The sequence below is a fragment of the Stutzerimonas kunmingensis genome (assembly GCF_021432085.1).
Classification (GTDB): domain Bacteria; phylum Pseudomonadota; class Gammaproteobacteria; order Pseudomonadales; family Pseudomonadaceae; genus Stutzerimonas.
This window is the reverse complement of the sequence record NZ_CP090366.1, coordinates 3,160,132-3,185,183: the sequence shown is the minus strand read 5'-3', so window position 1 is coordinate 3,185,183 and position 25,052 is coordinate 3,160,132. Positions and strand designations below refer to the sequence as shown.

Here is a 25,052-nt window from a genome sequence, read left to right as displayed (position 1 = left end):
GGACGGAACGAACTGATGAGTTACGAAATTTTCCTCGCCATCGGTATGTTCACCGCCATCGTGCTTGCGCTGGTGGTGATCATCCTGGCTGCACGCGCCAAGCTGGTATCCAGCGGTGACGTGTCAATCGAAATCAACGGTGAGCGTACGATTACCGTGCCCGCCGGTGGCAAGTTGCTGCAGACCCTGGCCGCCAACAACATCTTCCTCTCGTCAGCCTGTGGTGGCGGCGGTACCTGCGCGCAGTGCAAGTGCATCGTCGAGAGCGGTGGTGGCGAGATGCTGCCTACCGAGGAGTCGCACTTCACCCGTCGTGAGGCGGGCGAGGGCTGGCGCCTGTCCTGCCAGACTCCGGTCAAGGCGGACATGAAGATCGAAGTGCCGGAAGAAGTCTTCGGCGTGAAGAAGTGGGAATGCACCGTCGAGTCCAACCCCAACGTCGCGACCTTCATCAAGGAACTGACACTCAAGCTGCCGGAAGGCGAGAACGTCGACTTCCGCGCTGGTGGTTATGTGCAGCTCGAGTGCCCGCCGCATGAAGTGCGTTACCGGGACTTCGACATTCAGGAAGAGTATCGCGGCGACTGGGACAAGTTCGACCAGTGGAAGTACGTGTCGAAGTGCGACGAGACCGTTATTCGCGCCTACTCCATGGCCAACTATCCGGAAGAGCGTGGCCTGGTGAAGTTCAACATCCGTATCGCCTCACCGCCGCCAGGCCGTGACGATATTCCGCCGGGCAAGATGTCATCCTATGTCTTCAGCCTGAAGCCGGGCGACAAGATCACCGTTTACGGACCGTTCGGCGAGTTCTTCGCCAAGGACACCGACGCCGAGATGGTCTTCATCGGTGGTGGTGCGGGGATGGCACCGATGCGCTCGCACATCTTCGACCAGCTCAAGCGCCTGAAGTCCAAGCGCAAGATGAGCTTCTGGTATGGCGCGCGCTCCATGCGCGAGGCCTTCTACGTGGAAGAGTACGACCAGTTGCAGGCGGAGAATCCGAACTTCCAATGGCATCTGGCCCTGTCCGATCCGCTGCCGGAAGATAACTGGGATGGCCCGACCGGCTTTATCCACAACGTGCTGTACGAGAACTATCTGAAGGATCATCCGGCTCCGGAAGATTGCGAGTTCTACATGTGCGGCCCGCCCATGATGAACGCATCGGTGATTAAGATGCTCACCGACCTCGGCGTCGAGCCGGAGAATATTCTGCTCGACGACTTCGGCGGCTAGCATGACCCGAGCGTCACTGCAGGCTCTCCATGCTGTCGTGTACCTCCGGCCCGTCATCGCTGTCGCTCTCGCGGCAGCCCTGACGGGCTGTCTGTTTCAGGACAGGGTCGAGGTCATCAGCGGCCCAACGATGGGCAGTACCTATACCGTCAAGTACGTAAGCAGCGGCGACGTCCCGTCCAGGGAGGAGCTGCACGGTGAAGTCGAGGCCATTCTCGGCGATATCGACAAACAGCTGTCCACCTACCGAAGCGATTCCGATGTCGAGCGCTTCAATGCGCTGCCCGCCGGAAGCTGCGAGCCGATGCCGGATACGGTGCGCGAATTGGTCGCAGCGGGCGATCAGCTATCGGCCGACAGCGATGGCGCGTTCGATCTTACACTCGAGCCATTGCTGAACCTTTGGGGCTTCGGTCCGCAAGGTCGTGCCGAACAGGTTCCATCCGCGGCGGATATCGAGGCGGCGCGGGCGTTGACCGGCCATCGGCATTTACGTATCGATGGCGATCAGTTGTGCAAGACGGTGGCGCTGCAGCTGGACTTCAACAGTATTGCTGCCGGTTATGCGGTTGATCGCGTTGTCGATCGTTTGAAGGCGCTCGGCGTAGAGAGTTACCTCGTTGAGATCACTGGCGAGCTCAAGGCTGAGGGCCGCAAGCCCGATGATTCACCGTGGCGCATAGCCATTGAAGCGCCCAGGGATGACCAGCGGGTTGCGCAGAAGATCGTCGAACTCGATGGTCTGGGCGTATCCACCTCCGGCGACTATCGAAACTATTTCGAGCAGGACGGCCGGCGTTATTCACATACCCTGGACCCGCAAAGCGGCAGACCGATCGAGCATCACCTCGCTGCGGTGACGGTCATCGATAAATCGACTTTGCGTGCTGACGGGTTGTCTACCGCGCTGATGGTGCTGGGGCCCGAGCGGGGGCTGGCACTGGCAGAGCGTAATGCGATCGCCGCGTTCTTCGTCGTGCGCGAGGGGCAAGGCTTCGTAACAACGAGCACCAAGGCTTTTGACGAGCTGTTCGGTGCGGGAGTAGAGCAATGACTTGGTTACTGGTTTTTCTGGTGATGCTGCTTGTGGTATTCGGCATGGCCATCGGCGTGATCATGGGCCGCAAGCCCATCGCGGGTTCCTGCGGGGGTATCGCCAATCTGGGCATTGAGAAGGAGTGCTCCATCTGTGGCGGTAGCCGCGAGAAGTGCGAAGAAGTGAACGAGGCGAAGAACGCGGGTAACGCCGATCTCGCCTACGACGCCACCAAGCGTTGATGTGAACCTTTGCGCGTCCAGGCAGCCCTGAGCGGACTTGCCTGGCCGGGCTCGCGGACGGGCACTGCGCGCGCAGAGCTTGAAAGAAGTGGCTGGTTTGCGTCTTTGGACATCGGCGAATTCGTTGACAGCAGCGGCGTCTCCCGCTGCGTTTTCAGGAGTGTATATGGCGGTCTATAACTACGATTTGGTGGTATTGGGTTCCGGTCCGGCCGGGGAGGGCGCGGCAATAAATGCCGTCAAGGCGGGACGCAAGGTCGCCGTGGTAGATAACCGTCCGCTGGTTGGGGGCAACTGCACACACCTGGGCACCATCCCGTCCAAGGCCTTGCGCCATTCGGTACGGCAGATCATGCAGTACAACACCAACCCGCTGTTCCGCCAGATCGGCGAACCACGCTGGTTCTCCTTTCCGGACGTGCTGAAGAGTGCCGAGAAGGTCATCAGCAAGCAGGTCACTTCCCGCACGAGTTACTACGCGCGTAACCGCATCGATACCTTCTTCGGGACTGCCAGCTTCTCCGATGAGCAGAGCGTCGAAGTGGTCTGCCTCAATGGCATGGTGGAAAAGCTGGTTGCCAGCCAGTTCGTCATCGCCACCGGCTCGCGCCCGTATCGACCGGCTGATATCGACTTCAATCACCCGCGTATCTACGACAGCGACACCATTCTTACTCTCAGTCACACGCCGCGCCGGATGATCATCTACGGGGCCGGCGTCATCGGTTGCGAATATGCATCGATCTTCAGCGGTCTGGGCGTGCTGGTCGACCTGATCGACAACCGCGAGCAGCTGCTCAGCTTCCTCGATGACGAGATTTCCGATGCGCTCAGCTATCACCTGCGCAACAACAACGTGCTGATTCGCCACAACGAAGAGTACGAGCGGGTCGAGGGGCTGGAGAACGGCGTCATCCTGCATCTCAAGTCGGGCAAGAAGATCAAGGCAGACGCATTCCTCTGGAGCAACGGACGTACCGGCAATACCGATAAGCTCGGGCTGGAGAACATCGGGCTCAAGGCCAACAGTCGTGGTCAGGTCCAGGTTGATGAGCACTACCGCACCGAGATCGGCAATATCTACGCTGCCGGCGATGTGATCGGGTGGCCGTCGCTGGCCAGTGCCGCTTATGACCAAGGCCGCTCGGCAGCGGGCAGCATCGTCGAGAATGACTCCTGGCGTTTCGTCGATGACGTACCGACCGGTATCTACACCATTCCCGAGATCAGCTCGATCGGCAAGAATGAGCGCGAACTGACCCAGGCGAAGATTCCCTATGAAGTCGGTAAGGCGTTCTTCAAAAGCATGGCGCGGGCGCAGATTTCGTTCGAGCCAGTGGGCATGTTGAAGATTCTCTTCCACCGCGAAACGCTGGAAGTGCTCGGTGTGCACTGCTTCGGTTATCAGGCTTCGGAGATCGTGCACATTGGCCAGGCGATCATGAACCAGAAGGGGCCGGCGAACAGCATCAAGTACTTCGTCAACACCACGTTCAACTACCCGACAATGGCCGAAGCCTACCGCGTCGCTGCGTTCGACGGGCTCAACCGGCTTTTTTGAGCAGCTCCGGCCGCTGGCCTGAGGCGGCTGGAGAGGGCGGCGACTCCCGTGATTGGCATTGGCCTAACCGGGAGAGCTTCTGATCAGGTGAGGGTGAGTCCGGCAGCGGCCTGCGCTGCCGGATCGTGCCGCGGTGTGTTGGCTGTCAGGATCGCGATAGCGTACTGACAGCCAGGCCGGGGTAGTCGGTGATCAGGCTGTCGACGCCGAAGTCGGCCAAGCGGCGCATCAGGGCCGGTTCATTGACTGTCCACACCGATACATGCAGGCCCTGTTTACGCGCTTTTTCCAGGCGCTCCGGGGTGCACAGCGTCCACTTCAATGCCAGCAGGCTGCAGCCATATTGACGGGCGACCTTCAGTGGGTCTAGCCAGTTGTACTCGGCTACCAGCCCGCGTGATATCTCCGGCGCCAGCCGGTTCAGCGCGCGGAGGACTTCACGAGAACTCGACGTGACGGTGATGCGATCGAGCAACCGATGCTGTTCGGCCAGCTCCTTGATCGCCATGACCGTACGCGCGGCGCGCACCCGTGAAGCACTCTTGACCTCAAGCTGCCAGTGCTCGAAATCGCATTTTTCGAACAGCTCGCTCAGCCTCGGAATAGGGCTGGGTGTCTTCCAGCCAGGCCCGCCTTCCCGGGCGTCGTAGTTCACAAGCTCGTCGGCATCATGTTGCAGGACTTTTCCCCGGCGACCGGTGGTGCGCTTGAGTGTCGGGTCGTGGATGACCATCAATTCGCCGTCGCGGGAAAGATGCAGATCCAGCTCGCAGCGGCGCACGCCGTGCTGGAGGCATTGCTCGAAGCTCACCAGGGTGTTTTCTGGCGCTTCGCCCTTGGCGCCGCGATGGCCGTAGATGAGTGTCACGGTTGCAAGTCTTCCTTAGGGGGTGATGGGGTGCGTTGATGATGGCGCACGCTGTTGATCACCCGGTCGCCTTCGAAGTACACGGAAAACTCCCGGTAATCCCAGCGGGTGATCGGCGGCTGGCCGACGGCGGGTCGCTCTTCATCGGCCAGGCCGAAGCGGTCCAGAACCTGGTTCTTCGAGTCGCCACGAGTCGGCATGGTCATTTCCGGCAGGCCTTGTTGGCCAACAGGTATCCGAATGTCTTCGGCGAACAGGGGGGGACTGAATGTCAGTACGAGCAGCAGAGTCGCCAGGCGGCGCATCGGTCAATCTCCTTGCAGGCTTTCCAGGGCCAGGCGCCGCTCCAGCGCCTGTTTCTGCAGGATATGTCGTGCGAGCAACTGTCGCTGTGCATCAGTCAACGCTTCGAACTCTGTGCCGATATCGTAACGCCCGTCATCCATCGGCGTGCAGTAGATGACCCGCGCGGCCAGCACAAGGCCAAGCCCCTGGGGCAGCAGAATCAGCTTCAGCGTGAGCCCCTCTTTTTCAGCCTTGGGCTGCTCGCTGGCGAAGCTGATACCGCCTTCGGACAATATCACCGGCTGCGGTGCGCCCTGATCTTTCAGCAAATCCTGCGCCAGTGCCTGGCCCAGAAGTTCGATTCGTTTGTTCTGCACCTTCAGGTAGTTGGCCAGTGTGCGATTGCTCTCGGCAATCTGCCGCAACAAATGCTGCGCTTCGAAATCGAGCTGATGCAGCTCGCCGAGCAGGCTGAAAAGCGGCGGTAGGGGCGCTGCGTCGGCCTCCTGGCCTTGGTCGGCCGGGATGATTTCCAGTGCCACACGATCCTCGATACGGTAGTATTCGCGGCGTTCTTCAGTGTCTTGTGTCGGCATGGCGATACCCGGGATGCAGTAATGGCCAGAGTGTATCAGGCCCCGCGGTGACGTCAGCTGCATGTTGTTTTTTCCCCCGCCAGCGAACCCGTCGATCTTATGTTCAGACCGCTGTCCGTCTTTATCGGCGCGCGTTACACCCGCGCCAGACGTCGTAGCCTCTTCGTCTCCTTCATCTCCCTGACATCCATGATCGGGCTCGCCCTGGGTGTGCTGGTGATGATCGTCGTGCTTTCCGTGATGAACGGCTTTGATCACGAGATGCGTACCCGCGTGTTGGGCATGGTGCCCCATGCGACGATCGAAAGCCCGACGCCAATCGGCGACTGGCAGACACTTGGGAAGCGCCTCGAAGGGCACTCCCAGGTCGCGGCGACGGCACCTTTCATTCAAAGCCAGGGGTTGCTGACCCATCAGGGGCAGGTGACCAAAATCCTGATCAACGCCGTGGACCCCGAGGCCGAACGGCGGGTTTCGATCATCGACCAGTTTTTCCGTGAAGGTTCGCTGGACGATCTCGCCGCAGGCGAGTTCGGCATCGTCATCGGTGACAAGGCTGCGACCAAGCTCGGTGTCGGCGTGGGGGACAAGATCACCTTCGTGGCGCCCGAAGTCATCGTGACTCCAGCTGGGATGTTCCCGCGCATGAAGCGTTTTACCGTGACCGGAATCTTTCATGTCGGAGCCGGCGAGATCGATGGCTACGTTGCGCTGGCGAACATCGCTGACATAGCACGGCTGCAGCGCTGGAAGCCGGACCAGGTCCAGGGGGTTCGTCTGCGTTTCGACGACCTGTTCCAGGCGCCGCGCATTGCCTGGGAGCTGGCCGGCCAGCTCGGCGATGATTTCTATTCCCGTGACTGGACCCGCACCCATGGCAACCTGTACCAGGCGATTCGCATGGAGAAGGCCATGATCGGACTGTTGCTGCTGCTGATCGTGGCGGTGGCGGCGTTCAACATCATTTCGACGCTAGTGATGGTAGTAACCGACAAGCGCGGCGATATCGCCATCCTTCGCACGCTGGGCGCGACGCCGAAACAGATCATGGCGATATTCATGGTCCAGGGTACGGTGATCGGCGTCGTCGGCACCTTGGTCGGGGCGCTGCTGGGCATGTTCACGGCGGTCAATGTCAGCAGCTGGATCGCTGCCCTGGAACGCCTGATCGGACACAAGTTTCTCAGCGCCGACGTCTATTTCATCGACTATCTGCCGTCACGGCTGATGGCGGCCGACGTCATCCAGGTCTGTGTTGCTGCGCTGGTCCTGAGTTTCCTCGCGACCCTGTATCCGGCCTGGCGCGCTGCGCGCACCCAGCCGGCAGACGCGCTACGTTATGAGTGAACAGGTTATGAACGAGCTTTCTTCGCAAAAGCACGCGGTGCTGAGCTGCCGCAATCTTGGCAAACGCTACGACCAGGGTCCGGAGTCGGTGGAAGTGCTGTCCGGCCTGCAACTCGAGTTGTTCCCGGGGCAGCGCGTTGCCATCGTCGGCAGTTCCGGCTCGGGCAAGAGCACCCTGTTGAACCTGCTTGGCGGGCTGGATACGCCCAGTGAGGGCAGTGTCTGGCTGGCCGGTGAAGAGCTTTCGGCGCTCAACGAAAAGGATCGCGGGTTATTGCGTAACCGAGCGCTGGGCTTCGTTTACCAGTTCCATCACCTGCTCGCCGAATTCACTGCACTGGAGAACGTCTGCATGCCGTTGCTGATCGGGCGGACGCCGATCCCGGAAGCGCGGCAGAAGGCCGCTGCGCTGTTGACGCGTGTCGGACTCGGGCATCGCCTAGAGCACAAGCCGGCGGAGCTCTCGGGCGGTGAACGCCAGCGTGTGGCGATTGCACGGGCGCTGGTGAACGAGCCGGCGCTGGTACTGCTCGACGAACCTACCGGAAACCTTGACCATCACACGGCGCAAGGCATCCAGGACCTCATGCTGGAGCTCAGCAAGTCGTTGCAGACCGCCTTCCTGGTGGTTACCCATGACCGTCAGCTTGCCGCGCAGATGGATCAGATTCTGCGGTTGGAAGACGGACGTCTGGTGGTCGAATGATGTTCAGGCCTCTGAGTGTCTTTATCGGCAGCCGCTACACCCGTGCCAAGCGGCGCAACCATTTCATCTCGTTCATCTCCCTGACCTCGCTGATCGGCCTGGCACTTGGCGTGTTGGCGATGATCATGGTCCTGTCCGTGATGAACGGATTTCAGCGCGAGATGAGTTCGCGCATTCTCGGGATGGTGTCCCACGCCACCGTCATCGGTGATCAGCCATTGGACGACTGGCAGGCCGTTGCGTCGCGCCTGTCGGCGCATCCTCAGATTGTCGGCAGCGCACCCGTCACCCAGCTCGAAGGCATGCTGTCATTCAAGGGCAGCATGCAGCCGATTCAGATCAGCGGTATCGATCCGCAGGCTGAGGCGGATGTTTCCATCGTCGGTGATCGCCTCGTCGGGGGCAGTCTGGATGCGCTGAAACCGGGTGAGTTCGGCGTCATCATCGGCTTGATGACCGCCCGGCGCTTCGGTCTGAAGCTGGGCGACAAGTTGACGCTGATCGTGCCGGAAGTGAGCTCCTCGCCCGGTGGAGTCACGCCTCGCATGCAGCGGCTGAATGTGGTTGGCGTTTTCAAGGTGGGCGCCGACCTGGACGGCAGCCTGGGGATGATCCACCGCGCCGATGCTGCGCAGATCCATCGTTGGGCGCCGCAGCAGGTGCAGGGCGTGCGGCTCAAGCTGAGCGACCTGTATCGGGCGCCGGAAGTGGCAGCGCAGGTGGCTGAAATGCTCGGTGATGGCTACCGCGTGGAGGACTGGTCTTATACGCAGGGCAGCCTATTCAGCGCGATGAAGATGGAAAAGACCATGATTGGCCTGTTGTTGATGCTGATCGTTGCGGTGGCTGCCTTCAATATCATTGCGACGCTGATCATGGTCGTTGCCGACAAGCGAGCCGATATCGCGATTCTGCGCACGCTTGGCGCGACTCCACGGCAGATCATGGCGATCTTCATGGTTCAGGGCAGCATCATTGGCTTCAGTGGCACCGTGATAGGCGTGATTCTGGGCGTACTCGGTGCGCTGAACGTAAGTGCTCTGGTGGCCTGGCTGGAAAAAGTGTCAGGCCAGCATATCTTTAGTTCCGACGTCTACTTCATCAGCACCCTGCCATCGGAGCTGCGTCTGGAGGACGTGGTGCTGGTATCGGTCGCGGCGCTGACCTTGAGCTTCTTGGCTACGCTCTATCCGGCATGGCGAGCCGCGCAGACCCAGCCGGCCGAGGCACTGCGCTACGAGTGATGGCCGTTAGCGCCGGCCGTTCTGTCGCCGGCGCCAGCTGCGCCCGACCCACCAGCGCCAGTAGGCCTGAGTTAGAACGTAGCCGAGAATGGCGAAAACGACGCCCGAAACCAGCGAGCCCAGATACAGCGGCTGCCAGTTGTGCTGCAGCATGTGACTTACCCAGGCCAGGCTCAATTCTGCCGGCATGTCAGAGGCCGGTGTATCCAGCAGCCAGGTTCCGACCTTGTAATTGCAATAGAACACCGGAGGCATGGTCAGCGGGTTGGTCAGCCAGACCAAACCTACCGCGATGGGCAGATTGGCTCTCGCGGGAAGCGCACAGACGGCCGCCGCGAGCATCTGCATGGGCATCGGAATCATCGCCCAAAACAGGCCGATAGCCATGGCTCGCGCCACCGAGTGCCTATTGAGATGCCAGAGATTGGGATCGTGAATCAGCGCGCCGAGAAAACGCAGGGACTTGTTAGTCTTGATGCGATCGGGGTGCGGCATGTAGCGTTTGAAAAAGCGACGCGGCATGAAGGTTCTCTGGCAGGCTGCAGCCCGGCGATTATGCCTCGAATCGCGATGCGGCGCTGACAGGAGTTTTGTGACATTAGGTCTACGCCCGCGACAAATTGACCATCCGCCCACAGCGGTCCCGGAATGGATTCCAGGAGTCGAAAAAGCATGCGCACATGGATGTTGGCGCTCGCGGCAGGCCTCGTCTTGCCCCGTTTCTTACCGGCGTTGCCCTCTGTCTGGATCTTGTGCGTGCTTGGCGTGCTGGGGGGCTTGCTGCTTTCGCGTCGGCGCTGGGCGTCGTCTGGGTTGCTTCTCCTCGGGTTCGCCTGGGCATGCTGGCAGTGCCAGAGTGCCATTGATGATCGCCTGCCCGTTTCGCAAGATGGCCGGACATACTGGATCCAGGGGACGGTCAGTGGATTGCCCACCAGCACGGGCGATGTCGTGCGCTTCGAGTTGGAGGATATCGAGTCGAGGCATGCTGGGCTGCCATCGAAGGTGCGTCTGTCCTGGTACGGCGGCCCGCAAGTGCGGGCCGGCGAGCGTTGGCGGCTTGCGGCTCGACTGAAACGTCCGCGTGGCCTGGTCAATCCGCATGCGTTCGACTACGAAGCCTGGTTGCTGGCGCGTCGCATTGGCGCGACCGGTTCGGTCAAGGCGGGAGAGCGCCTCTTCGCGCCGCACTCCGTGAATAGTTGGCGCGACCGCTTGAGGCTCCGTCTGATGGAGGTCTCCGCGTCCGGTCGACAAGGCGCGATCGCGGCACTGGTGGTCGGTGATGACTCCGGCCTGAGTCGTGAGGATTGGCAGGTGTTGCAGGACACCGGCACGGTGCACCTGATGGTCATATCGGGACAGCACATCGGCATGCTGGCTGGCTTGCTATACGGACTGGTTGCGCTAGCAGCTCGATGGGGCTTCTGGCCCAGCCGTTGGCCCTGGCTTCCATGCGCATGCGCGTTGGCTCTCGCTGGTGCGCTTTCCTATGGATGGCTCGCGGGGTTCGATGTGCCGGTGCGTCGTGCGTGTCTCATGGTCGCCGTGGTCCTGCTCTGGCGCTTGCGCTTTCGTCATCTGGGTGTCTGGCAGCCGCTGTTGCTGGCGCTGAATGGTGTCCTGCTGGTCGATCCCCTGGTCTCGTTGCAGCCGGGGTTTTGGCTCTCATTCGGGGCCGTTGCGGTGCTCGCGCTGGCGTTCTCCGGTCGGCTCGGCCGATGGAAGTGGTGGGCGACGCTGACGCGCGCCCAATGGGCAGCTTCCCTCGGCCTGCTGCCTCTGTTACTGACGTTGGGACTGCCGGTCAGCGCCAGCGGGCCTTTGGCCAATCTGATTGCCGTACCCTGGGTAAGCCTCACCGTTCCCTTCGCGCTGCTCGGTACGTTGCTTCTGCCGTTGGGCGCTATCGGCGAGACGCTACTCTGGTTGGTCGGCACCTCGCTGGCGCTGCTGTTGGAGCTGCTGTCCGCCATGGCTACCTGGCAACCCGCCTGGCTGGCGGTCGGTATACCCATCTGGGCCTTGCTGATGATTGGGCTGGGTGTGCTGTTGATGTTATTGCCGTCAGGTGTGCCGGTGCGTGCGCTCGGACTGGTGCTCCTGGCGCCGTTGGTGTATCCGCCGTATTCCGAAGTAGCCGAAGGACGGGCGCAGGTCTCGGTGCTGGATGTGGGGCAGGGGCTTTCGGTACTGGTGCGGACCCGGGAGCACGCGTTGCTCTACGATGCGGGACCGAGACAGGGTGATTTCGATACCGGCGAGCGTGTCGTGTTCCCGTCGCTGCGAAGCCTGGGCGTGAAGAGGCTGGACATACTGCTGCTGAGCCATGCGGATAACGATCATTCCGGTGGCGCTCAGGCGATCCGTCGACTGCTTCCGGTCGCGCGGACCGTCAGTGGGGAGCCGCAACGACATGCGACCGATCTGAATGCCAAGCCCTGTGAAAACGGTGCCGAGTGGCGGTGGAACGGCGTGCGTTTCAGTCTCTGGCAATGGCAGGCGGCCCGGGAAAGCAATCAGACGTCATGCGTTCTGCTGGTCGAGGCCAATGGCGAACGGGTGCTGCTTACCGGCGATATCGATCAGGCCGCGGAGCAGGCGTTGCTGCTCAGCGGACAGGATGTAAAGGCGCAGTGGTTGCTATTGCCTCATCACGGCAGCCGCAGCTCATCGTCGGAGCCATTCCTGCGAGCGGTGGAACCGAGCGCCGCGCTGATCTCGCGCAGCCTGCACAACGCTTTCGGTCATCCTCATCCGACTGTGACCGCTCGCCTCGAAGCGTCCGCAATCGACGTTTACGACACCGCCTTGCACGGCGCGATCCGCATCGATCTCGGCGATTTCTCGGTGGCGGAGATACAGCGTGCGGAACGTCGGTTTTGGCGGGAAAAATGAGAACGGCGGCCGTCGGCGACCCCGCGACCCTATGCTAGAGTGGCGCCACTTTTTCGAGGGGGATTCATCTCGTGTGGGAGCTGGTCAAAGCAGGCGGCTGGATAATGCTGCCAATCATCATGTGTTCCATCGCCGCCGCCGGCATCGTTGCTGAGCGCCTGTGGACGCTGCGCCCGAGTCGTGTCACGCCGCCGCATCTGCTTGGCCAGGTGTGGAAGTGGATCAAGGACAAGAAACTCAGCAACCAGAAGCTCAAGGAACTGCGCGCGGATTCGCCTTTGGGTGAGATTCTTGCCGCCGGCCTCAGCAACTCCAAGCGTGGTCGCGAGATCATGAAGGAATGCATCGAGGAAGCCGCGGCCAGGGTCGTTCACGACCTCGAGCGTTACCTCAACGCGCTGGGCACCATTGCCGGCATCGCGCCCTTGCTCGGCCTGCTGGGTACGGTGCTGGGCATGATCGAAATCTTCAGTGCCTTCATGGACTCGGGCATGGCCAATGCGCCCCTGCTCGCCGGCGGCATCGCCAAAGCGCTGATCACCACCGCGGCGGGCCTGATGGTCGGTATCCCAGCGCTGTTCTTCCATCGTTTTCTGCAACGCCGCGTCGACGAGCTGGTCGTTGGCATGGAGCAGGAAGCGATCAAGCTGGTGGAAGTGGTGCAGGGCGACCGCGATGTCGATCTCGGTGAGGACAAGGCGTGAAATTCCGTCGCAAACCCCGGGAGAACGTGGAGATTGGGCTGGCACCGCTGATCGACGTGGTCTTCATTCTGCTGTTGTTCTTCGTGGTCACCACGACCTTCACCCGTGAAACGCAGCTCAAGGTCGATCTTCCGGAAGCCGCCAGCGGTACACCGCCGCAGGATGCCGAGGTCCGCCAGCTGGAAGTGCTGATCGACGTGGCAGGCAATTATTCGCTCAACGGCAAAGCGCTACTGAAGAGCGACCTCAATTCGCTGATGGCGGCGTTGAGCAAGGAATCAGGCGGCGACAATCGGCTGCCGATGGTCATCAGCGCCGATGGCAAGACCCCGCATCAGGCGGTGATCACCGCGATGGATGCCGCCGGCAAGCTGGGCTTCGGCCAACTGCGCATCACCACGGTCGAGGCGCAGGCCTCTCCCTGATGTCATTCGCCGATCGCCTGCAACGCGCCTGGTATCAGGGGCATCCGGCCCTATGTGTGCTGGCTCCGCTGGAGCTACTCTATCGGCGCGTGGTCGAGGCAAAGCGACGGCGCTTTCTCAAAGGTGAAAGCGCTGCCTATCGCGCACCAGTGCCGGTCATCGTGGTGGGTAACATCACCGTAGGTGGAACAGGCAAGACTCCACTGATTCTCTGGCTGATCGAGCATTGCCGTAGCCGCGGGCTGCGCGTCGGCGTCGTCAGCCGCGGCTACGGTGCCAAGCCGTCGGCGCTGCCCTGGCGCGTTCAACCCGAACACTCGGCGGAGCAATCAGGCGACGAGCCGCTGTTGATCGTGCAGCGTACCGGCGTACCGCTGATGATAGATCCCGACCGATCACGCGCGGTACGGTGCCTGCTGGAGACCGAATCGCTTGACCTGATCCTTTCCGATGATGGCCTGCAGCACTATCGGCTGGCCAGGGACCTCGAACTCGTACTGATCGACGCGGCACGCGGGCTGGGCAACAGGCGCTGCCTGCCGGCTGGCCCCTTGCGCGAACCGGCCGAACGCCTGAATAGCGTGGATGCTGTGCTGGTCAACGGCACCGATTCGGATACCGCCGACGGCTATGCGTTCAGCCTCAAGCCGGTCGCGCTGGTCGAACTGTGCTCCGGCGAGCGCTGGCCTCTCGATCACTTTCCCGCCGGCCAGCTGCTGCACGCGGTGGCTGGCATCGGCAACCCGCAGCGTTTCTTCACCACGCTCGAAACGCTACACTGGCGTCCGATTCCGCACCCCTTCGCCGATCACGCCGCCTACAGCCAGGAGCAGCTGGAGTTCAGCCCAGCCCTGCCGTTGGTGATGACCGAGAAGGATGCGGTGAAATGCCGGGCATTCGCACCGCCGGGTTGGTCATATCTTCAGGTGCACGCCGTACCTTCTGCGGCTTTCGTCACCTGGTTCGACGGCCAGTTGGCGCGATTGCTGCCCGATCACTCTTAAGCCGCTCGCACTGCCATCGCAGTCGAACGCTTCCAAGGACTGCGCATGGATACCAAACTGCTCGACATACTGGCCTGCCCACTATGCAAGGGGCCGCTGAAGCTGACCGATGACAAGTCGGAACTGATCTGCAAGGCCGACGCCCTGGCGTTTCCCGTGCGCGATGGCATCCCGGTGATGCTCGAGAGCGAGGCCCGTACGCTGGACGTGGATGAGCGCCTCGACAAATGAGCACTGCCTACACTGTCGTGGTTCCCGCCCGCTATGCCTCGACCCGCCTGCCTGGCAAGCCGTTGCAGGACATCGCCGGCAAGCCGATGATCCAGCACGTGTGGGAGCAGGCAAGCAAGAGCACGGCTCAGCGCGCGGTCATCGCCACCGACGACTCGCGCATCGTCGATGCCTGCTCGGCATTCGGTGCGCAGGTTGTTTTGACCCGCCCCGACCACAACTCCGGCACCGACCGGCTGGCTGAGGTGTGCGAGCAGCTTGGTCTGCCGAGTGACGCCATCGTGGTCAACGTGCAGGGCGACGAGCCGCTGATTCCCCCGGCAGTCATTGATCAGGTTGCCGCCAATCTGGCTGCGCACCCCGAGGCGGCCATCGCCACGCTCGCCGAACCATTGAGCGATGTGCAAGCGCTGTTCAATCCAAACGTGGTAAAGGTGCTCTCGGACACCAATGGCCTGGCGCTGACCTTCAGCCGGGCGCCGCTTCCCTGGGCAAGAGATGCGTTTGCCGCCGATCGCAGCGTACTGCCTGTTGGCGTGCCGTACCGCCGGCACATTGGTATCTACGCCTATCGCGCCGGTTTCCTCGCTGATTTCGTTTCCTGGGGTCCTTGCTGGCTCGAGGATACCGAGTGTCTGGAGCAGTTGCGCGCGCTCTGGCACGGCCAGCGTATTCACGTTGCAGACGCGGTACAGGCACCGCCTGCGGGGGTGGATACCGCGGAAGACCTGGAGCGGGTCCGTCGTCTGCTGGGCGGCTGAGATGAGAATCCTGTTCGTCTGCATGGGTAACATCTGCCGCTCGCCCACCGCCGAAGGCGTGTTTCGCCAGCGCGTCGAGCAGGCTGGGCTCGGCAGTCGGATCGAGATCGATTCTGCTGGGACCGGCGATTGGCATGTAGGCAAGGCTCCGGACTCGCGTGCTTGCGCCGCGGCCGGCAAACGCGGCTATCGGCTGACAGCGCTGCGCGCGCGCCAGGTGCAGCCGGAGGACTTCCTGCGTTTCGACCTTATTCTGGCGATGGATCACGACAACCTGGCTCGACTGGAGGCCTTGCGCCCCGAAGCGAGCAGGGCGGAGCTTGATCTGTTGCTACGCCGCTACGACCTGGCGCGTGGCGTGGTGCCAGACCCTTACTACGGCGAGACAGATGGCTTCGAGGAAGTACTGGATCTCCTCGAGGAGGCCTGTGATGCGCTGCTCGTGGAATTGAAGGGACGACTGTGAGCCTGACCCTCGAATCAAACCGATCACTCAAGGCATTCAACACGTTCGCTGTCGATCAGCGTGCGCGCTACTTCGCGGCCGCTCATAACGATGAGGATGTTCGTGACGCGCTCGCCCAGGCGCGTCGGCTCGACGTTCCGCTGCTGCCGATCGGTGGAGGCAGCAACTTGCTGCTGACTCGTGACGTGCCGGCGCTTGTCCTGCATATGGCCAGCCGTGGCAAACGCATCATCGATGAGTCTGCCGAGCAGGTTCTGGTCGAGGCCGAGGCAGGCGAGCCCTGGCACCCATTCGTGCTCTGGACGCTGGATCAAGGCTTGGCGGGCCTCGAGAATCTGAGCCTGATACCAGGTACCGTTGGTGCATCACCAATCCAGAACATCGGTGCCTACGGTGTCGAGATCAAGGACGTATTTGCAGGACTCACTGCACTGGATAGTGAAACTGGGATCCTCCGTGAGTTCAGCCAGGACGACTGCGCATTCGGTTATCGCGACAGTCTGTTCAAACAGCAGCCAGGGCGTTTTCTGATTCTGCGAGTGCGTTTCGCGTTGCGTCGCCAGGCAGCGCTGCATCTTGAGTATGGGCCGATCCGCCAGCGTTTGGCGGAGCAGGGGATTACCGTACCTTCCGCGCAGGATGTGAGCCGAGCTGTTTGTGCCATCCGCAGTGAAAAGCTGCCGGATCCACAGCAGCTGGGCAATGCTGGGAGTTTCTTCAAGAATCCGCTGGTGCCGGCTGCCGCTGCTCAGACGCTGCGCGACCGTTACCCCGAGCTGGTCGGTTATCCGCAAGCCGACGGTCAAGTGAAACTGGCGGCTGGCTGGCTGATCGAGAAGGCTGGCTGGAAGGGATTTCGTGACGGCGACGCAGGGGTTCATCGGCTGCAGGCGTTGGTGCTGGTCAATCATGGCCTGGCCACGGGGGTGCAGCTGCTGGACCTGGCGCGACGTATCCAGGTCGATGTGCTGGAGCGCTTCGGCGTCAGCCTTGAGATCGAGCCAAATGTGCTCTGACTACGACTCGTACGGCCAGCTCTGGCTGCGTTAAAGCCAGGCCGTGCGGTGGTGTAGATATCTGGTTCCGGTCGCTTGAGTTGTACTGATCTCGCACTTCGGTTCGCCTAGCCCGCATTTCTCACAGGAAGAGATGCACCGGGCCGTCGGATGCGCGAAAATTGTTGTGCAAAGAACGATTTAGCGCGACAACGGAGAGCGGCCCGATGCAGACACAGTGTAATCCGAAGCAGTACACGTTTTCAGGGGTGGGGCGGCGCGCGGTGGTAGCCGGATTTGATGGCGGTCGGGTGAGTTCGGATGGCGGCGCGTTGCTGCTCAAACAAACCGATGAAGCGGTGGGGTTGTTCGATCGCCTGGCCGGCTGTTTCCAGGACGATCGGATGCCCGAGGCGGTGGAGTTTCCGCTGCGCACGCTGGTGGCGCAGCGGGTGATGGGCATCGCGCTGGGCTACGAGGATCTCAACGATCACGAGCAACTGCGCCACGACCCGCTGCTGGGCGCGGTGATCGGCAAGCTGCAGTCCGGACGTGCGCGCTGTGCGCCCTTGGCCGGCAAGAGCACGCTCAACCGGCTGGAGCGCTTCCAGGCGCAGGGCAGTTCGCGCTATCACAAGATCCGGCCGCAGGCCGGCATGATCGAGGATCTGTTCGTCGATCTGTTTCTGGACGCCCACCGCAGGCCGCCAGAGGAGATCATCCTGGATCTGGATGCCACCGACGATCCGCTGCATGGGCAGCAGGAGGGCCGGTTCTTTCACGGCTACTACGGGGGTTACTGTTACCTGCCGCTGTACATCTTCTGCGGCCGTCACCTGCTGTGCGCCAAGTTGCGCCCGGCCAACGTCGATGGCGCCGCCGGGGCGCTGGAAGAGGTGCAACGCATCGTCAAGCAGATTCGCGCCCGCTGGCCAGACACGCGCATCGTGCTGCGCGCCGACTCGGGGTTCTGCCGGGATGACCTGATGACTTGGTGCGAAGCACAGTCGGTCGATTATGTCTTCGGACTGGCGCGCAACGCGCGCCTGACCCGGGCCATCGGCCCGAGCCTGCGGCAGGCCCAGGCGCAGTGCGAAGCGACGGGAGTCCCGGCACGGGTGTTCCAGGAACTGCACTACCGCACGAGGAAAAGCTGGAGCGCCGAGCGCCGGGTGGTGGCCAAGGCCGAGGCCTTGCCGGGCAAGACCAACCCACGCTTCGTGGTGACCACGCTTGCGGTCGGGGACTGGCCGGACAAGGCGCTGTATGAGGATCTCTACTGCGCGCGCGGCGAGATGGAGAACCGCATCAAGGAGTGTCAGCTCGACCTGTTCGCCGACCGCACCTCCACCGCGACGCTGCGCAGCAACCAGCTGCGGCTGTGGCTGTCCTCGTTCGCCTACGTGCTGCTCGAAAGCCTGCGCAGGCTGGCGCTGTCGGGGACCGAACTGGCCCAGGCCACGGCCGGTAGCATCCGCCTGAAGCTGCTCAAGATCGGCGCGGTCATCACCGTGAGCGTGCGCCGGGTCAAAGTGGCCATGAGTTCGGCCTTCCCGCAGCAGGAGGTGTTCGATCACGCCTTCGATGTCTTGAGCGCCGCGGCGCGCTGACAGCCGCACACCCACCGTCCCCCTCCACATCACACCCCGTCCACCCTGCCGCAAGCGCCTTGTTCAAGCGCGCTCGCAGGCGCTTGCCCGAAATCAGCGCTGTCGGCAGCCTGCGCCACCTGCGACGACCTGCGTCCGTCAAAACGGCCCAATGCGCAGGGCTGTGAGAAATGCGGGCTATGCGCCCATTGCCGCGTACCTGGGCCAGGAAGGCTGGTGTATGGGTTGTGAACTTCGCCCCGGCAGCCAGCACGCCAATAACGGGTTTCTGGAAACGCTCAAGCGTGTCTTGTCTCGTGCCCGAACGCTCACCGCTTCGCCGATCCTGTTGCGCCTGGACAGTGCCCATGATGCCCGCGCCAACCGGGACTTCCTGCGCCAGCAGGACCCAATCGATTGCCTGATCAAGTGGAACCCCCGCAAGCAGGATCCACTGACCTGGGCAGACAAAGCCCAGGAACAAAAAGCCTGGTCACTGGAACGGGACGGTAAAATGGAAGCTGTCTTGTCCGAAGACCTGCCGGACGAACCCGGCGTTCGCCGGATCGTCAAAGTCACGGTACGTACCAGCGATGCTCAGGGTCAGCTGTACCTGGAACCGGAAGTCAGCTTTGAAGGTTGGGTAACGTCCCTGCCCGCAAGCGTGGCCAGCGCCCAGCAGGTTATGGACCTGTACTGCGACCATGCCACCAGCGAACAATTCCACAGCGAGTTCAAGACCGACCTGGATCTGGAACGTTTGCCCTCTGGCAAGTTCGACACCAACAACCTGGTGATGGCCTTCGCCACACTGGGTTACAACCTGCTGCGCTGGATGGGCCTGCGACTCACCGGGCCGGATGCGCCGGTGCGCCACCCGGCCAAGCGCCGACGCCTGAGAACCGTGATGCAGGAATTGATGATCATGGCCTGCCGCCTGGTTTACAGCGGCCGGCAGTGGGTACTGCGCTTTGGCCACCATTGTCCGGGCTTTGCGGTTTACCGTGACCTGTATCGAGGTCTTGCTTCTACTGGATAAGTCATCCGAGAAGCCCTGCCATCTGAAAACACCCGACAAACCCGGTCGGGACGATGGGCTATTGCCCGAAGCCCGTAAATTGATCACAAACCGATCAGTCGTGGGTGGCCATCAGTGTTCGAATCACGCGTTTTTGCCCAAAATCATCTGAGCCCATCAGAAATGATTCACAGTCTGGCTGAAATGGTGCTCAGGCGGGCATATTCGGAGCGAAGTCACGGATTCAAGTCGATTTTTCTTCATGTCCTTCCGTGATCCCTTCAGCGGGGAATCGTCATAAGCTGATGATTTCCCGCTGAACGGTTATCTCTTGTGCCATGCAACCCCCTGTGCGGCTGCCCTCAGGGCGGCGTGCTTGTGCCCGTCGGTAGCTGTATATTAAGGAAACATTAAGACGTTACTGATCCGGCGAAGAGTCGATGGAATGATAACGGGTGCAAGGCGAGAGGGGACACGGTGGCCCCGGCCGCAGTTTTTGACTGCACGGAGCGACGGGCCGGTGGCATTTTCCGATTCGGGATGGCGCTGGTGGCTTATCGAAGGGCATGCAGCGCTACCGGCCCGGACGATCGATCATTATTTCCGTACCGGGGATTCGTCCGGCATTACGCTATTACGTGAGAAAGCGGCGAAATCGCGTCGCTTCTATCGTATCGCGCCGACGACCCTGCCGGATTCACCGCACTATTTTGCCAAGCAGATGACATTGCCGCCGCGCAAGCGCTTGGGCGCACTGCTGGGCCGCAGCAACCCTTTGGTAGGGTATAGCCATGGCACGGCGGAACTGTCACACAACCTGGCCTTGAACGAGCAGACGGCGCACGGTGTCAGAACCTTTGCCTTTGGCGAATATTTCCGTGGTGGCCTGCCTGTTCAGCAGGTACTGCTACAGGAATATCTGGTGGATTGGCAGCCGTTCAATGCTGTCTGGAAGTTGCATGAAGATAATGCAACGCTGCGTAGGACGTTGCTGTTACAGTTTTTCGACATGCTTGTGTCGCTGCGCGATGCCGGCATCAGTCATCTCGATCTTCATCCCGGCAATGTCATGGTTTCACCCGATCTACAGGCTCCCCTGCGGGCGATCGATTGCGGGCAGATGAGCATGGAAGCCGACCCTGCCATCTCGGCGGCGCTTCATCTTGGCGTGTTTCTGCATGAACTCAACGGCAAGTGCACCTCGCCGTCATCGCAGCTTGAGGACGGCGCTTGCAGGCTGTTGTATGGGCTTGTGGGCGCCGAAGCCGGTTTTGCCACCGCCGAACGGCTGTTACCGCTGCTGGTGCGCCACTCGACCAAAAAGCCGTTCTCAAGACGCTGCTTGCTACGGCATGGGCCGGATAAGCTCAAGCTCGACGCTATCGAGAAGCGCCTGCTGAAGCTGTCACAGCACCGCCCGTCAGCGCCTGCCGCGCATGTGTCCGGAACTGCTAGGCGACAGGAGCAGCGACTGATTGCCTCCATCGATGAAATGATGACCACGACGCGCTGATTGAGCGTAGTCAGGCGGCGGGTTTGAACAGGCTCTTGAGCGTCTTGGAAAGCTGCTTGAGCGGGCGGCGTTCGTTGATGACCACGATGAAAACCTTGCGGTAATATCCCGGCGGACAGCTGATCTCACGCACGCCGTGCCAGGAGTTGCCGCGGCGGGTGAACAGCAGGCTGTAGTTGCCCATTGCATGCGACTCGGTTGCGCTTTCAAAATCCTCAAATGCCGGCGCGCTTTTGCTATCGAAGCGGCCGCCGTCATCGAGTACCACGGTCTGGCCGCCCCATTCCGGCTGCCAGTCGTCTTCGGTATGAAGTAGAAGATATGTGATCCCAGCTTTTCGCGGGCATCGCAGTGCGGCGAGACCGAGCAGCTGGCCGGCGTATAGTGCCAGTGAAAGCGCAGATTGAAGGCACGCGTGCCGAGCATGCGCGCCATGAACTGTCGATAGTCCGGGCCGGTCAGCTCCTGCATGAACGCCTGCCAATGCGGCGAGAGTTCAAGCCCCGGCGAGTACTCCAGCGCCAGACGGTCATGGGGCTGCTGACCGTGACGGCGCTGCTTGCCGAAGACTTTCTCGAATCGCTCGGCGGCGGGCAGGGTTTCACGCAGCGCCGCGTAACCTTCATCGGTCAGCAGGCCCGCCGGATTGGCCCACGGGTAGGGATGCTGCTGCTGGAACGCCTTGGCATCCATGCGCGCCAGCGCCTCGAAATCCAGATAGCGCATTACGTGCTCCTTCCCTTATGCCTCGTCGATGAGCAGGTTACATATCCTGCCGTAACAGTGATGGTGTTGTCGCGCTCACGTTGGCATCAAGATGCCGCTGGACGCGGCGTTCGCAAGCGGCGCCACAGCGCTGCAGGTACGCGTCTGGCCAGCGGCGAACGCATCAGGTGCAGATATGCCCCTGTTCCGAGCTGGCGGCGTGCATGCCAGCATAGCTCTACCCAGCGCTCGGTCATGACCCGTGACAGCGCCTCGGGCACATGGCGTTGACTGCGCCGATTGGCGGTGTCGAGCCGGGCCAGCCACTGTTCGGCCCAGGCCAGATAGTCCTTGTTCAGCGCGGCGCCGAGCTTCTTCGGACGCGCCAGCGCGTAGTGGCGATCGAGGTCTTCTTCGCCTGGAGTGATACCAATCTCGATCAGCGCACGTCGGCAGATTTCACGCTTGCGCTCGCGCCCCAACGCATCGGTCTGCTTGGTGAAACGACCGCCATGCTCGCGGCCACAGACCAGCACGTCGGCGAGATTGGCCATGCGTTGCGTTCGCGACAGGCGCTGATGCAGCTCGTAGTCCTGGCAGCGCGGAAAGTCCTCGCGATAACGATAATCACGCAGGATGGCCGTGCGCGCCATAATGGTGCGATTGGTCAGCGCGCAGTAGAACGCCAGGCTGGCGGCGACGTCATCGGCCGCTAACGGCTGGCGGCGTACACGATTGATTCGCTGGCCTTCGGCATCCATGAAATCGCAGGCACTGCCGATCTGAGCCAGGTCGGAATGGCGATCCAGCGTTTCGACCTGACGGGCGAGCCGGTTCGGCCAGGAGATGTCATCGCTGTCGAGCAGGGCGATATATTCGCCGCGCGCCAGCTCGAGGCCGCGATTGCGGGTGGCCGGGATGCCCAGGTTACGCGGGTTGCTTTCCACACGCAGGCGCGGGTCCTGATAGCGTGCCAGCACGTCGAGGGTCGCGTCGGTCGAACCATCGTCGACAATCAACAGTTCAAAGTCCTCGAACGTCTGCGCCAGTATGCTATCGACGGCCGTTGTGATGTAGTGCTGACGGTTATGCACCGGAATGAAGACCGTCACGCGCGGCGTTGTGGCCATGCTTATCGTGTCCCTGGCGCAGCAGCGAATACCATAATGTTCATGAGGGCTCCGTCAGTTCCGGTTCTATCCATCATTGTCATCTGTCACTCGCGTGGTCCTTGGCACTGACTCGCTCGCGCCAGTAATGCTCGCCGGCGCGTTCGCGAATTCTCTCTACCGTAGCGCTCACCTCGTCGGAGACTGCGATGCGCTGACGGCGTGGCGCGGTAGTGTTCGATGTATCGCTCGATCCATTGCGGACATCCTCAACCAGATTGCGCATGGCGAGCACATTGTGCAGGCGCTCGGCGTTGCGCGGTGCAGGCACCAGGCCCAGGCAGAAGGCGCGATCGTACAGCCGACCTTTCCAGTCCTGCTGGCGATGGGTGCCGCGGGTGCCGGTCTCGCGCGTGCGCCCATGCATGAACGCTTCAAGCCGGTGGCCCAGACGGCTTCGTGACTTCGCTGGTGTAGCGAGCGGAAAGACATGCACCGGCCGGCCGGTAGGAATGGCTTCGGCCTGCATCATACACTCACTGTCGCCGGAAACGATGAATTCATCGCAGAGCGCCAGGTAAGCGCGGGAAGGATTATCGGTGCCGTCATCACTGTGCCAAGCATAGCGATAGCTGGGGACCTCGATGCCGGCAAAGAAGGCGTCTGCCACGTCAGGCGCTGTACGCGGGCCGGTGGCCACCAGCAGCGAACCCCCGCGGGCTCTGGCCAGACGACAGGCGGCTTCAGCCATTGATCATCTGCGGCACCGAGAAGACCGGGTCCGGCAGTTCGATCACGAAATCCACGTATCGGCGTGCCCAAGGGGTTGGCGGTCGGGCGGTGACGGCGTGCAAGGCATCGGTGCCATTGACGAAGCCTATGAAGCGGTTTGGCGCATAACCGACCAGCCCGGCCTGTCGCACCTGCTGGCGAGGAACGGCGTGGCGGTCGAAGCGCAGCGCGCCGAGCGGGGCGAACAGCTCCAGGTCGCCGCCGGGCGTCGGGTCCTCCTCGGGACGCATGTAGAACAGGCCCGTCCACAGTTTTTTGCGCATGTCCACGTGCGGCCCCTTGACATGCGAGGCCTTCGCCGTGACCGGCGTGTTGACCACCAGCAGGCAGTCGAGCGCGACGTCGCCCGAGTCCCCTTCGCCGCGGCGAACGACGGACCATTGCTCCAGCGGTTTGCCGCGCTTGCGCTCGAGGTGGGGGTAGCGCGAGCGGATCTGCGCTCCGAAGACCGTCAGCACGTCCCGCCAGAACGCTGGTGAGGTGTGCTATTCCATGAAGGCTTTCCACTGCGTGGAAAAGCCTTCCTCGGCGATGACCTGCGAGGCCGACAGGCGCAGCACCCGGTTGTTCAGGGTCGCCGCATCGGGCCGGAAGTGCTCCAGGGGCGGAAAACTTGCTGTCAGCGCCTGGTAGTCTGCGGTATCCAGGGCTTGGTCAATCCGCAGATGCGGAAAAGGTTGCGCCTTGTGGGCGCCCGCATCGCTGTGACGGAGCACGCCGAGCCGGGCTTCGACCGTGCCAGGGGCAACGAGGGGCGAGATGGGATGGTCGACACGCTTGTTCATGAAATGCCTCCTTTTCGACGGTGTCCATGCAGTGCTCCGCTTGCCCGGCTTGTACCCGTCCAGCCGGCTGAGCAGGCTGGCCAGTGCAGGTCGAAGTGCGAACCGAGCAGGAAGCGGTCCAGTTGCGCCTGGTAATCCCAACGTTCGACGCGCACCTGCTTTTGCGGACCGCCGGTGATGACGATCCGGTTGAACGAATTCGGCGTATGGCCGCGCAGGCGCGTGGACAGTGCCGTGCCGGCCTGCACGATCCAGACTTCGCGTTTCAGGCGAGGATACTGCTGGCTCAGCGGCAGTACATAGGGCAGGTGGATGTGCCCGCCCATGACCAAATCCAGCCCGGCGTCTGCCCAGTGGTCGAGGGCCTCCTCGGCACCGTGCTGCAGGTTGCGCACATCCGAGGCGGCCATGGCGCCAAAGGGTTGGTGGGCCACTACCACGCGCACCTTGCCTGGCTCGCAGCGCCGCAGCCGTTCGCTCACCGCCGCCACCTGCGCCGCGGTGACCGCCCCGTCCTTGCGGCGCCTGGGGTGGGTGGTGTTCAGCCCGATCATCAGCAGCTCGTCGTTTTCGAAGACGGGCTCGAGGTCCTCGCCGAAGGCGCGGCTGTAACGACCGTAGGGTGCGAGAAAGCGTGTTGCGAGGTTGTGCAGCGGCAGGTCGTGGTTGCCGGGAATGATCAGGCTGCCCGGCACGCCAAGCGCCTGCACTCGCTCCACGAAACGCTTCGCCGCGGCGAACTGGCCGGGCTTCGCGCGCTGGGTGATGTCGCCCGACAGCACCAGCAGGTCGGCCGGCTGCTCCTGCACATGGCACAGCAGGGCTTCGACAACGGCGTTCTGCTCGGTGCCGAAATGGGTGTCGGAAATGTGCAGGAGACGGATCATGGGGGGTGGCAGTCCGGGCAGTAGGCCCATCGACCGAGGCCGGACG

At 62.1% G+C, this 25,052-nt stretch carries 27 protein-coding genes and 1 pseudogene; 18 read left to right on the top strand and 10 right to left on the bottom strand.

The features are described from left to right. The first annotated feature begins 12 nt into the window (after positions 1-12). The 4 genes from nqrF (at position 13) to sthA (ending at position 4,078) form a co-directional block, all read left to right on the top strand. Positions 13-1,239: an NADH:ubiquinone reductase (Na(+)-transporting) subunit F gene (nqrF, locus tag LW136_RS15005; protein ID WP_172602804.1), complete on the top strand. Its 1,227-nt coding sequence runs from the start codon at positions 13-15 to the stop codon at positions 1,237-1,239. Between the two features lie 130 nt (positions 1,240-1,369). Next, on the top strand, positions 1,370-2,293 hold the full coding sequence (locus LW136_RS15000) for an FAD:protein FMN transferase (protein WP_041014590.1): 924 nt from the start codon (positions 1,370-1,372) through the stop codon (positions 2,291-2,293). Next, positions 2,290-2,517, top strand: a complete 228-nt coding sequence (gene nqrM / locus LW136_RS14995) for a (Na+)-NQR maturation NqrM (RefSeq protein WP_003283705.1) — start codon at positions 2,290-2,292, stop codon at positions 2,515-2,517. The genes LW136_RS15000 and nqrM overlap by 4 nt, the downstream gene beginning before the upstream one ends. Before the next feature lie 166 nt (positions 2,518-2,683). Next, a complete protein-coding gene (gene sthA / locus LW136_RS14990) occupies positions 2,684-4,078 on the top strand; it encodes a Si-specific NAD(P)(+) transhydrogenase (protein ID WP_003299651.1) in 1,395 nt (464 codons plus the stop codon). 145 nt (positions 4,079-4,223) lie between these two features. Here sthA and LW136_RS14985 read toward each other — a convergent pair whose 3' ends face one another. The 3 genes from LW136_RS14985 to LW136_RS14975 are packed head-to-tail and all read right to left on the bottom strand — an operon-like array spanning position 4,224 to position 5,890. Then, positions 4,224-4,946 carry a glycerophosphodiester phosphodiesterase gene (locus LW136_RS14985; protein ID WP_041014490.1) on the bottom strand — a complete coding sequence of 241 codons (723 nt, stop codon included), beginning with the start codon at positions 4,944-4,946 and terminating at the stop codon, positions 4,224-4,226. Then, entirely contained in the window at positions 4,943-5,251 is a 309-nt protein-coding gene (locus LW136_RS14980; RefSeq protein WP_014820912.1) for a hypothetical protein, read from the bottom strand. The genes LW136_RS14985 and LW136_RS14980 overlap by 4 nt, the downstream gene beginning before the upstream one ends. Positions 5,252-5,254: 3 nt before the next feature. After that, complete coding sequence (locus LW136_RS14975; protein WP_082041321.1) at positions 5,255-5,890, bottom strand: PilZ domain-containing protein; 636 nt, start codon at positions 5,888-5,890, stop codon at positions 5,255-5,257. Positions 5,891-5,926: 36 nt separating this feature from the next. Here LW136_RS14975 and LW136_RS14970 point away from each other — a divergent pair, with 36 nt between their 5' ends. From LW136_RS14970 to LW136_RS14960, 3 genes are read left to right on the top strand one after another with little or no spacing between them, the layout of a single operon-like run. Further along, the gene (locus LW136_RS14970) at positions 5,927-7,174 is read left to right on the top strand and encodes a lipoprotein-releasing ABC transporter permease subunit (RefSeq protein ID WP_041014489.1); all 1,248 of its coding nucleotides are present in this window, start codon (positions 5,927-5,929) and stop codon (positions 7,172-7,174) included. 7 nt (positions 7,175-7,181) lie between these two features. Continuing rightward, positions 7,182-7,880, top strand: coding sequence for a lipoprotein-releasing ABC transporter ATP-binding protein LolD (gene lolD, locus LW136_RS14965; RefSeq protein ID WP_041014488.1), 699 nt, complete (start codon positions 7,182-7,184; stop codon positions 7,878-7,880). Then, entirely contained in the window at positions 7,880-9,124 is a 1,245-nt protein-coding gene (locus LW136_RS14960) for a lipoprotein-releasing ABC transporter permease subunit (RefSeq protein ID WP_041014588.1), read from the top strand. The genes lolD and LW136_RS14960 overlap by 1 nt, the downstream gene beginning before the upstream one ends. A gap of 6 nt (positions 9,125-9,130) precedes the next feature. Here the strand turns inward: LW136_RS14960 and LW136_RS14955 are convergent, their stop codons facing one another. Continuing rightward, positions 9,131-9,646 carry a DUF2062 domain-containing protein gene (locus LW136_RS14955; protein ID WP_003299644.1) on the bottom strand — a complete coding sequence of 172 codons (516 nt, stop codon included), beginning with the start codon at positions 9,644-9,646 and terminating at the stop codon, positions 9,131-9,133. 150 nt (positions 9,647-9,796) lie between these two features. Here LW136_RS14955 and LW136_RS14950 point away from each other — a divergent pair, with 150 nt between their 5' ends. The 11 genes and pseudogenes from LW136_RS14950 to LW136_RS14900 all read left to right on the top strand — a co-directional run bounded on the left by LW136_RS14950 (position 9,797) and on the right by LW136_RS14900 (position 20,728). Beyond that, a complete protein-coding gene (locus LW136_RS14950) occupies positions 9,797-12,022 on the top strand; it encodes a DNA internalization-related competence protein ComEC/Rec2 (RefSeq protein ID WP_031298329.1) in 2,226 nt (741 codons plus the stop codon). Between the two features lie 71 nt (positions 12,023-12,093). Further along, the gene (locus tag LW136_RS14945) at positions 12,094-12,726 is read left to right on the top strand and encodes a MotA/TolQ/ExbB proton channel family protein (RefSeq protein WP_234173170.1); all 633 of its coding nucleotides are present in this window, start codon (positions 12,094-12,096) and stop codon (positions 12,724-12,726) included. Next, on the top strand, positions 12,723-13,151 hold the full coding sequence (locus tag LW136_RS14940; RefSeq protein WP_014820907.1) for an ExbD/TolR family protein: 429 nt from the start codon (positions 12,723-12,725) through the stop codon (positions 13,149-13,151). Before LW136_RS14945 ends, LW136_RS14940 begins: the two co-directional genes overlap by 4 nt. Next, entirely contained in the window at positions 13,151-14,155 is a 1,005-nt protein-coding gene (gene lpxK, locus LW136_RS14935; RefSeq protein ID WP_041014487.1) for a tetraacyldisaccharide 4'-kinase, read from the top strand. The genes LW136_RS14940 and lpxK overlap by 1 nt, the downstream gene beginning before the upstream one ends. A gap of 45 nt (positions 14,156-14,200) precedes the next feature. After that, the gene (locus LW136_RS14930; RefSeq protein ID WP_003299639.1) at positions 14,201-14,386 is read left to right on the top strand and encodes a Trm112 family protein; all 186 of its coding nucleotides are present in this window, start codon (positions 14,201-14,203) and stop codon (positions 14,384-14,386) included. Beyond that, positions 14,383-15,147: a 3-deoxy-manno-octulosonate cytidylyltransferase gene (gene kdsB, locus LW136_RS14925; protein ID WP_041014486.1), complete on the top strand. Its 765-nt coding sequence runs from the start codon at positions 14,383-14,385 to the stop codon at positions 15,145-15,147. The genes LW136_RS14930 and kdsB overlap by 4 nt, the downstream gene beginning before the upstream one ends. A gap of 1 nt (position 15,148) precedes the next feature. Next, entirely contained in the window at positions 15,149-15,613 is a 465-nt protein-coding gene (locus tag LW136_RS14920) for a low molecular weight protein-tyrosine-phosphatase (protein ID WP_023446727.1), read from the top strand. After that, the gene (gene murB / locus LW136_RS14915; protein ID WP_041014485.1) at positions 15,610-16,629 is read left to right on the top strand and encodes a UDP-N-acetylmuramate dehydrogenase; all 1,020 of its coding nucleotides are present in this window, start codon (positions 15,610-15,612) and stop codon (positions 16,627-16,629) included. The genes LW136_RS14920 and murB overlap by 4 nt, the downstream gene beginning before the upstream one ends. Positions 16,630-16,835: 206 nt before the next feature. Beyond that, the gene (locus tag LW136_RS14910) at positions 16,836-18,218 is read left to right on the top strand and encodes an IS1380 family transposase (RefSeq protein WP_034018616.1); all 1,383 of its coding nucleotides are present in this window, start codon (positions 16,836-16,838) and stop codon (positions 18,216-18,218) included. A gap of 175 nt (positions 18,219-18,393) precedes the next feature. Continuing rightward, positions 18,394-19,236 (top strand): annotated as a pseudogene (locus LW136_RS14905) (IS1380 family transposase); the annotation flags it as partial. A 499-nt stretch (positions 19,237-19,735) separates the two neighbouring features. Next, a complete protein-coding gene (locus tag LW136_RS14900; RefSeq protein ID WP_234173169.1) occupies positions 19,736-20,728 on the top strand; it encodes a protein kinase family protein in 993 nt (330 codons plus the stop codon). On the opposite strand, the gene LW136_RS14895 is transcribed toward LW136_RS14900, so the two are convergent. From LW136_RS14895 to LW136_RS14870, 6 genes are all read right to left on the bottom strand, one after another. Next, on the bottom strand, positions 20,636-21,454 hold the full coding sequence (locus LW136_RS14895) for a hypothetical protein (RefSeq protein ID WP_230697871.1): 819 nt from the start codon (positions 21,452-21,454) through the stop codon (positions 20,636-20,638). The two genes, LW136_RS14900 and LW136_RS14895, sit on opposite strands and share 93 nt — an antisense overlap. Positions 21,455-21,540: 86 nt before the next feature. After that, complete coding sequence (locus LW136_RS14890) at positions 21,541-22,563, bottom strand: glycosyltransferase family 2 protein (protein WP_207858614.1); 1,023 nt, start codon at positions 22,561-22,563, stop codon at positions 21,541-21,543. 79 nt (positions 22,564-22,642) lie between these two features. After that, entirely contained in the window at positions 22,643-23,293 is a 651-nt protein-coding gene (locus LW136_RS14885) for an ELM1/GtrOC1 family putative glycosyltransferase (RefSeq protein ID WP_207858615.1), read from the bottom strand. Next, on the bottom strand, positions 23,286-23,792 hold the full coding sequence (locus LW136_RS14880) for a hypothetical protein (RefSeq protein WP_207858616.1): 507 nt from the start codon (positions 23,790-23,792) through the stop codon (positions 23,286-23,288). The genes LW136_RS14885 and LW136_RS14880 overlap by 8 nt, the downstream gene beginning before the upstream one ends. 27 nt (positions 23,793-23,819) lie before the next feature. Next, positions 23,820-24,119: a hypothetical protein gene (locus LW136_RS14875; protein ID WP_207858617.1), complete on the bottom strand. Its 300-nt coding sequence runs from the start codon at positions 24,117-24,119 to the stop codon at positions 23,820-23,822. Next, positions 24,116-25,006: a metallophosphoesterase family protein gene (locus LW136_RS14870; RefSeq protein ID WP_210146831.1), complete on the bottom strand. Its 891-nt coding sequence runs from the start codon at positions 25,004-25,006 to the stop codon at positions 24,116-24,118. The genes LW136_RS14875 and LW136_RS14870 overlap by 4 nt, the downstream gene beginning before the upstream one ends. Positions 25,007-25,052: the final 46 nt, after the last annotated feature.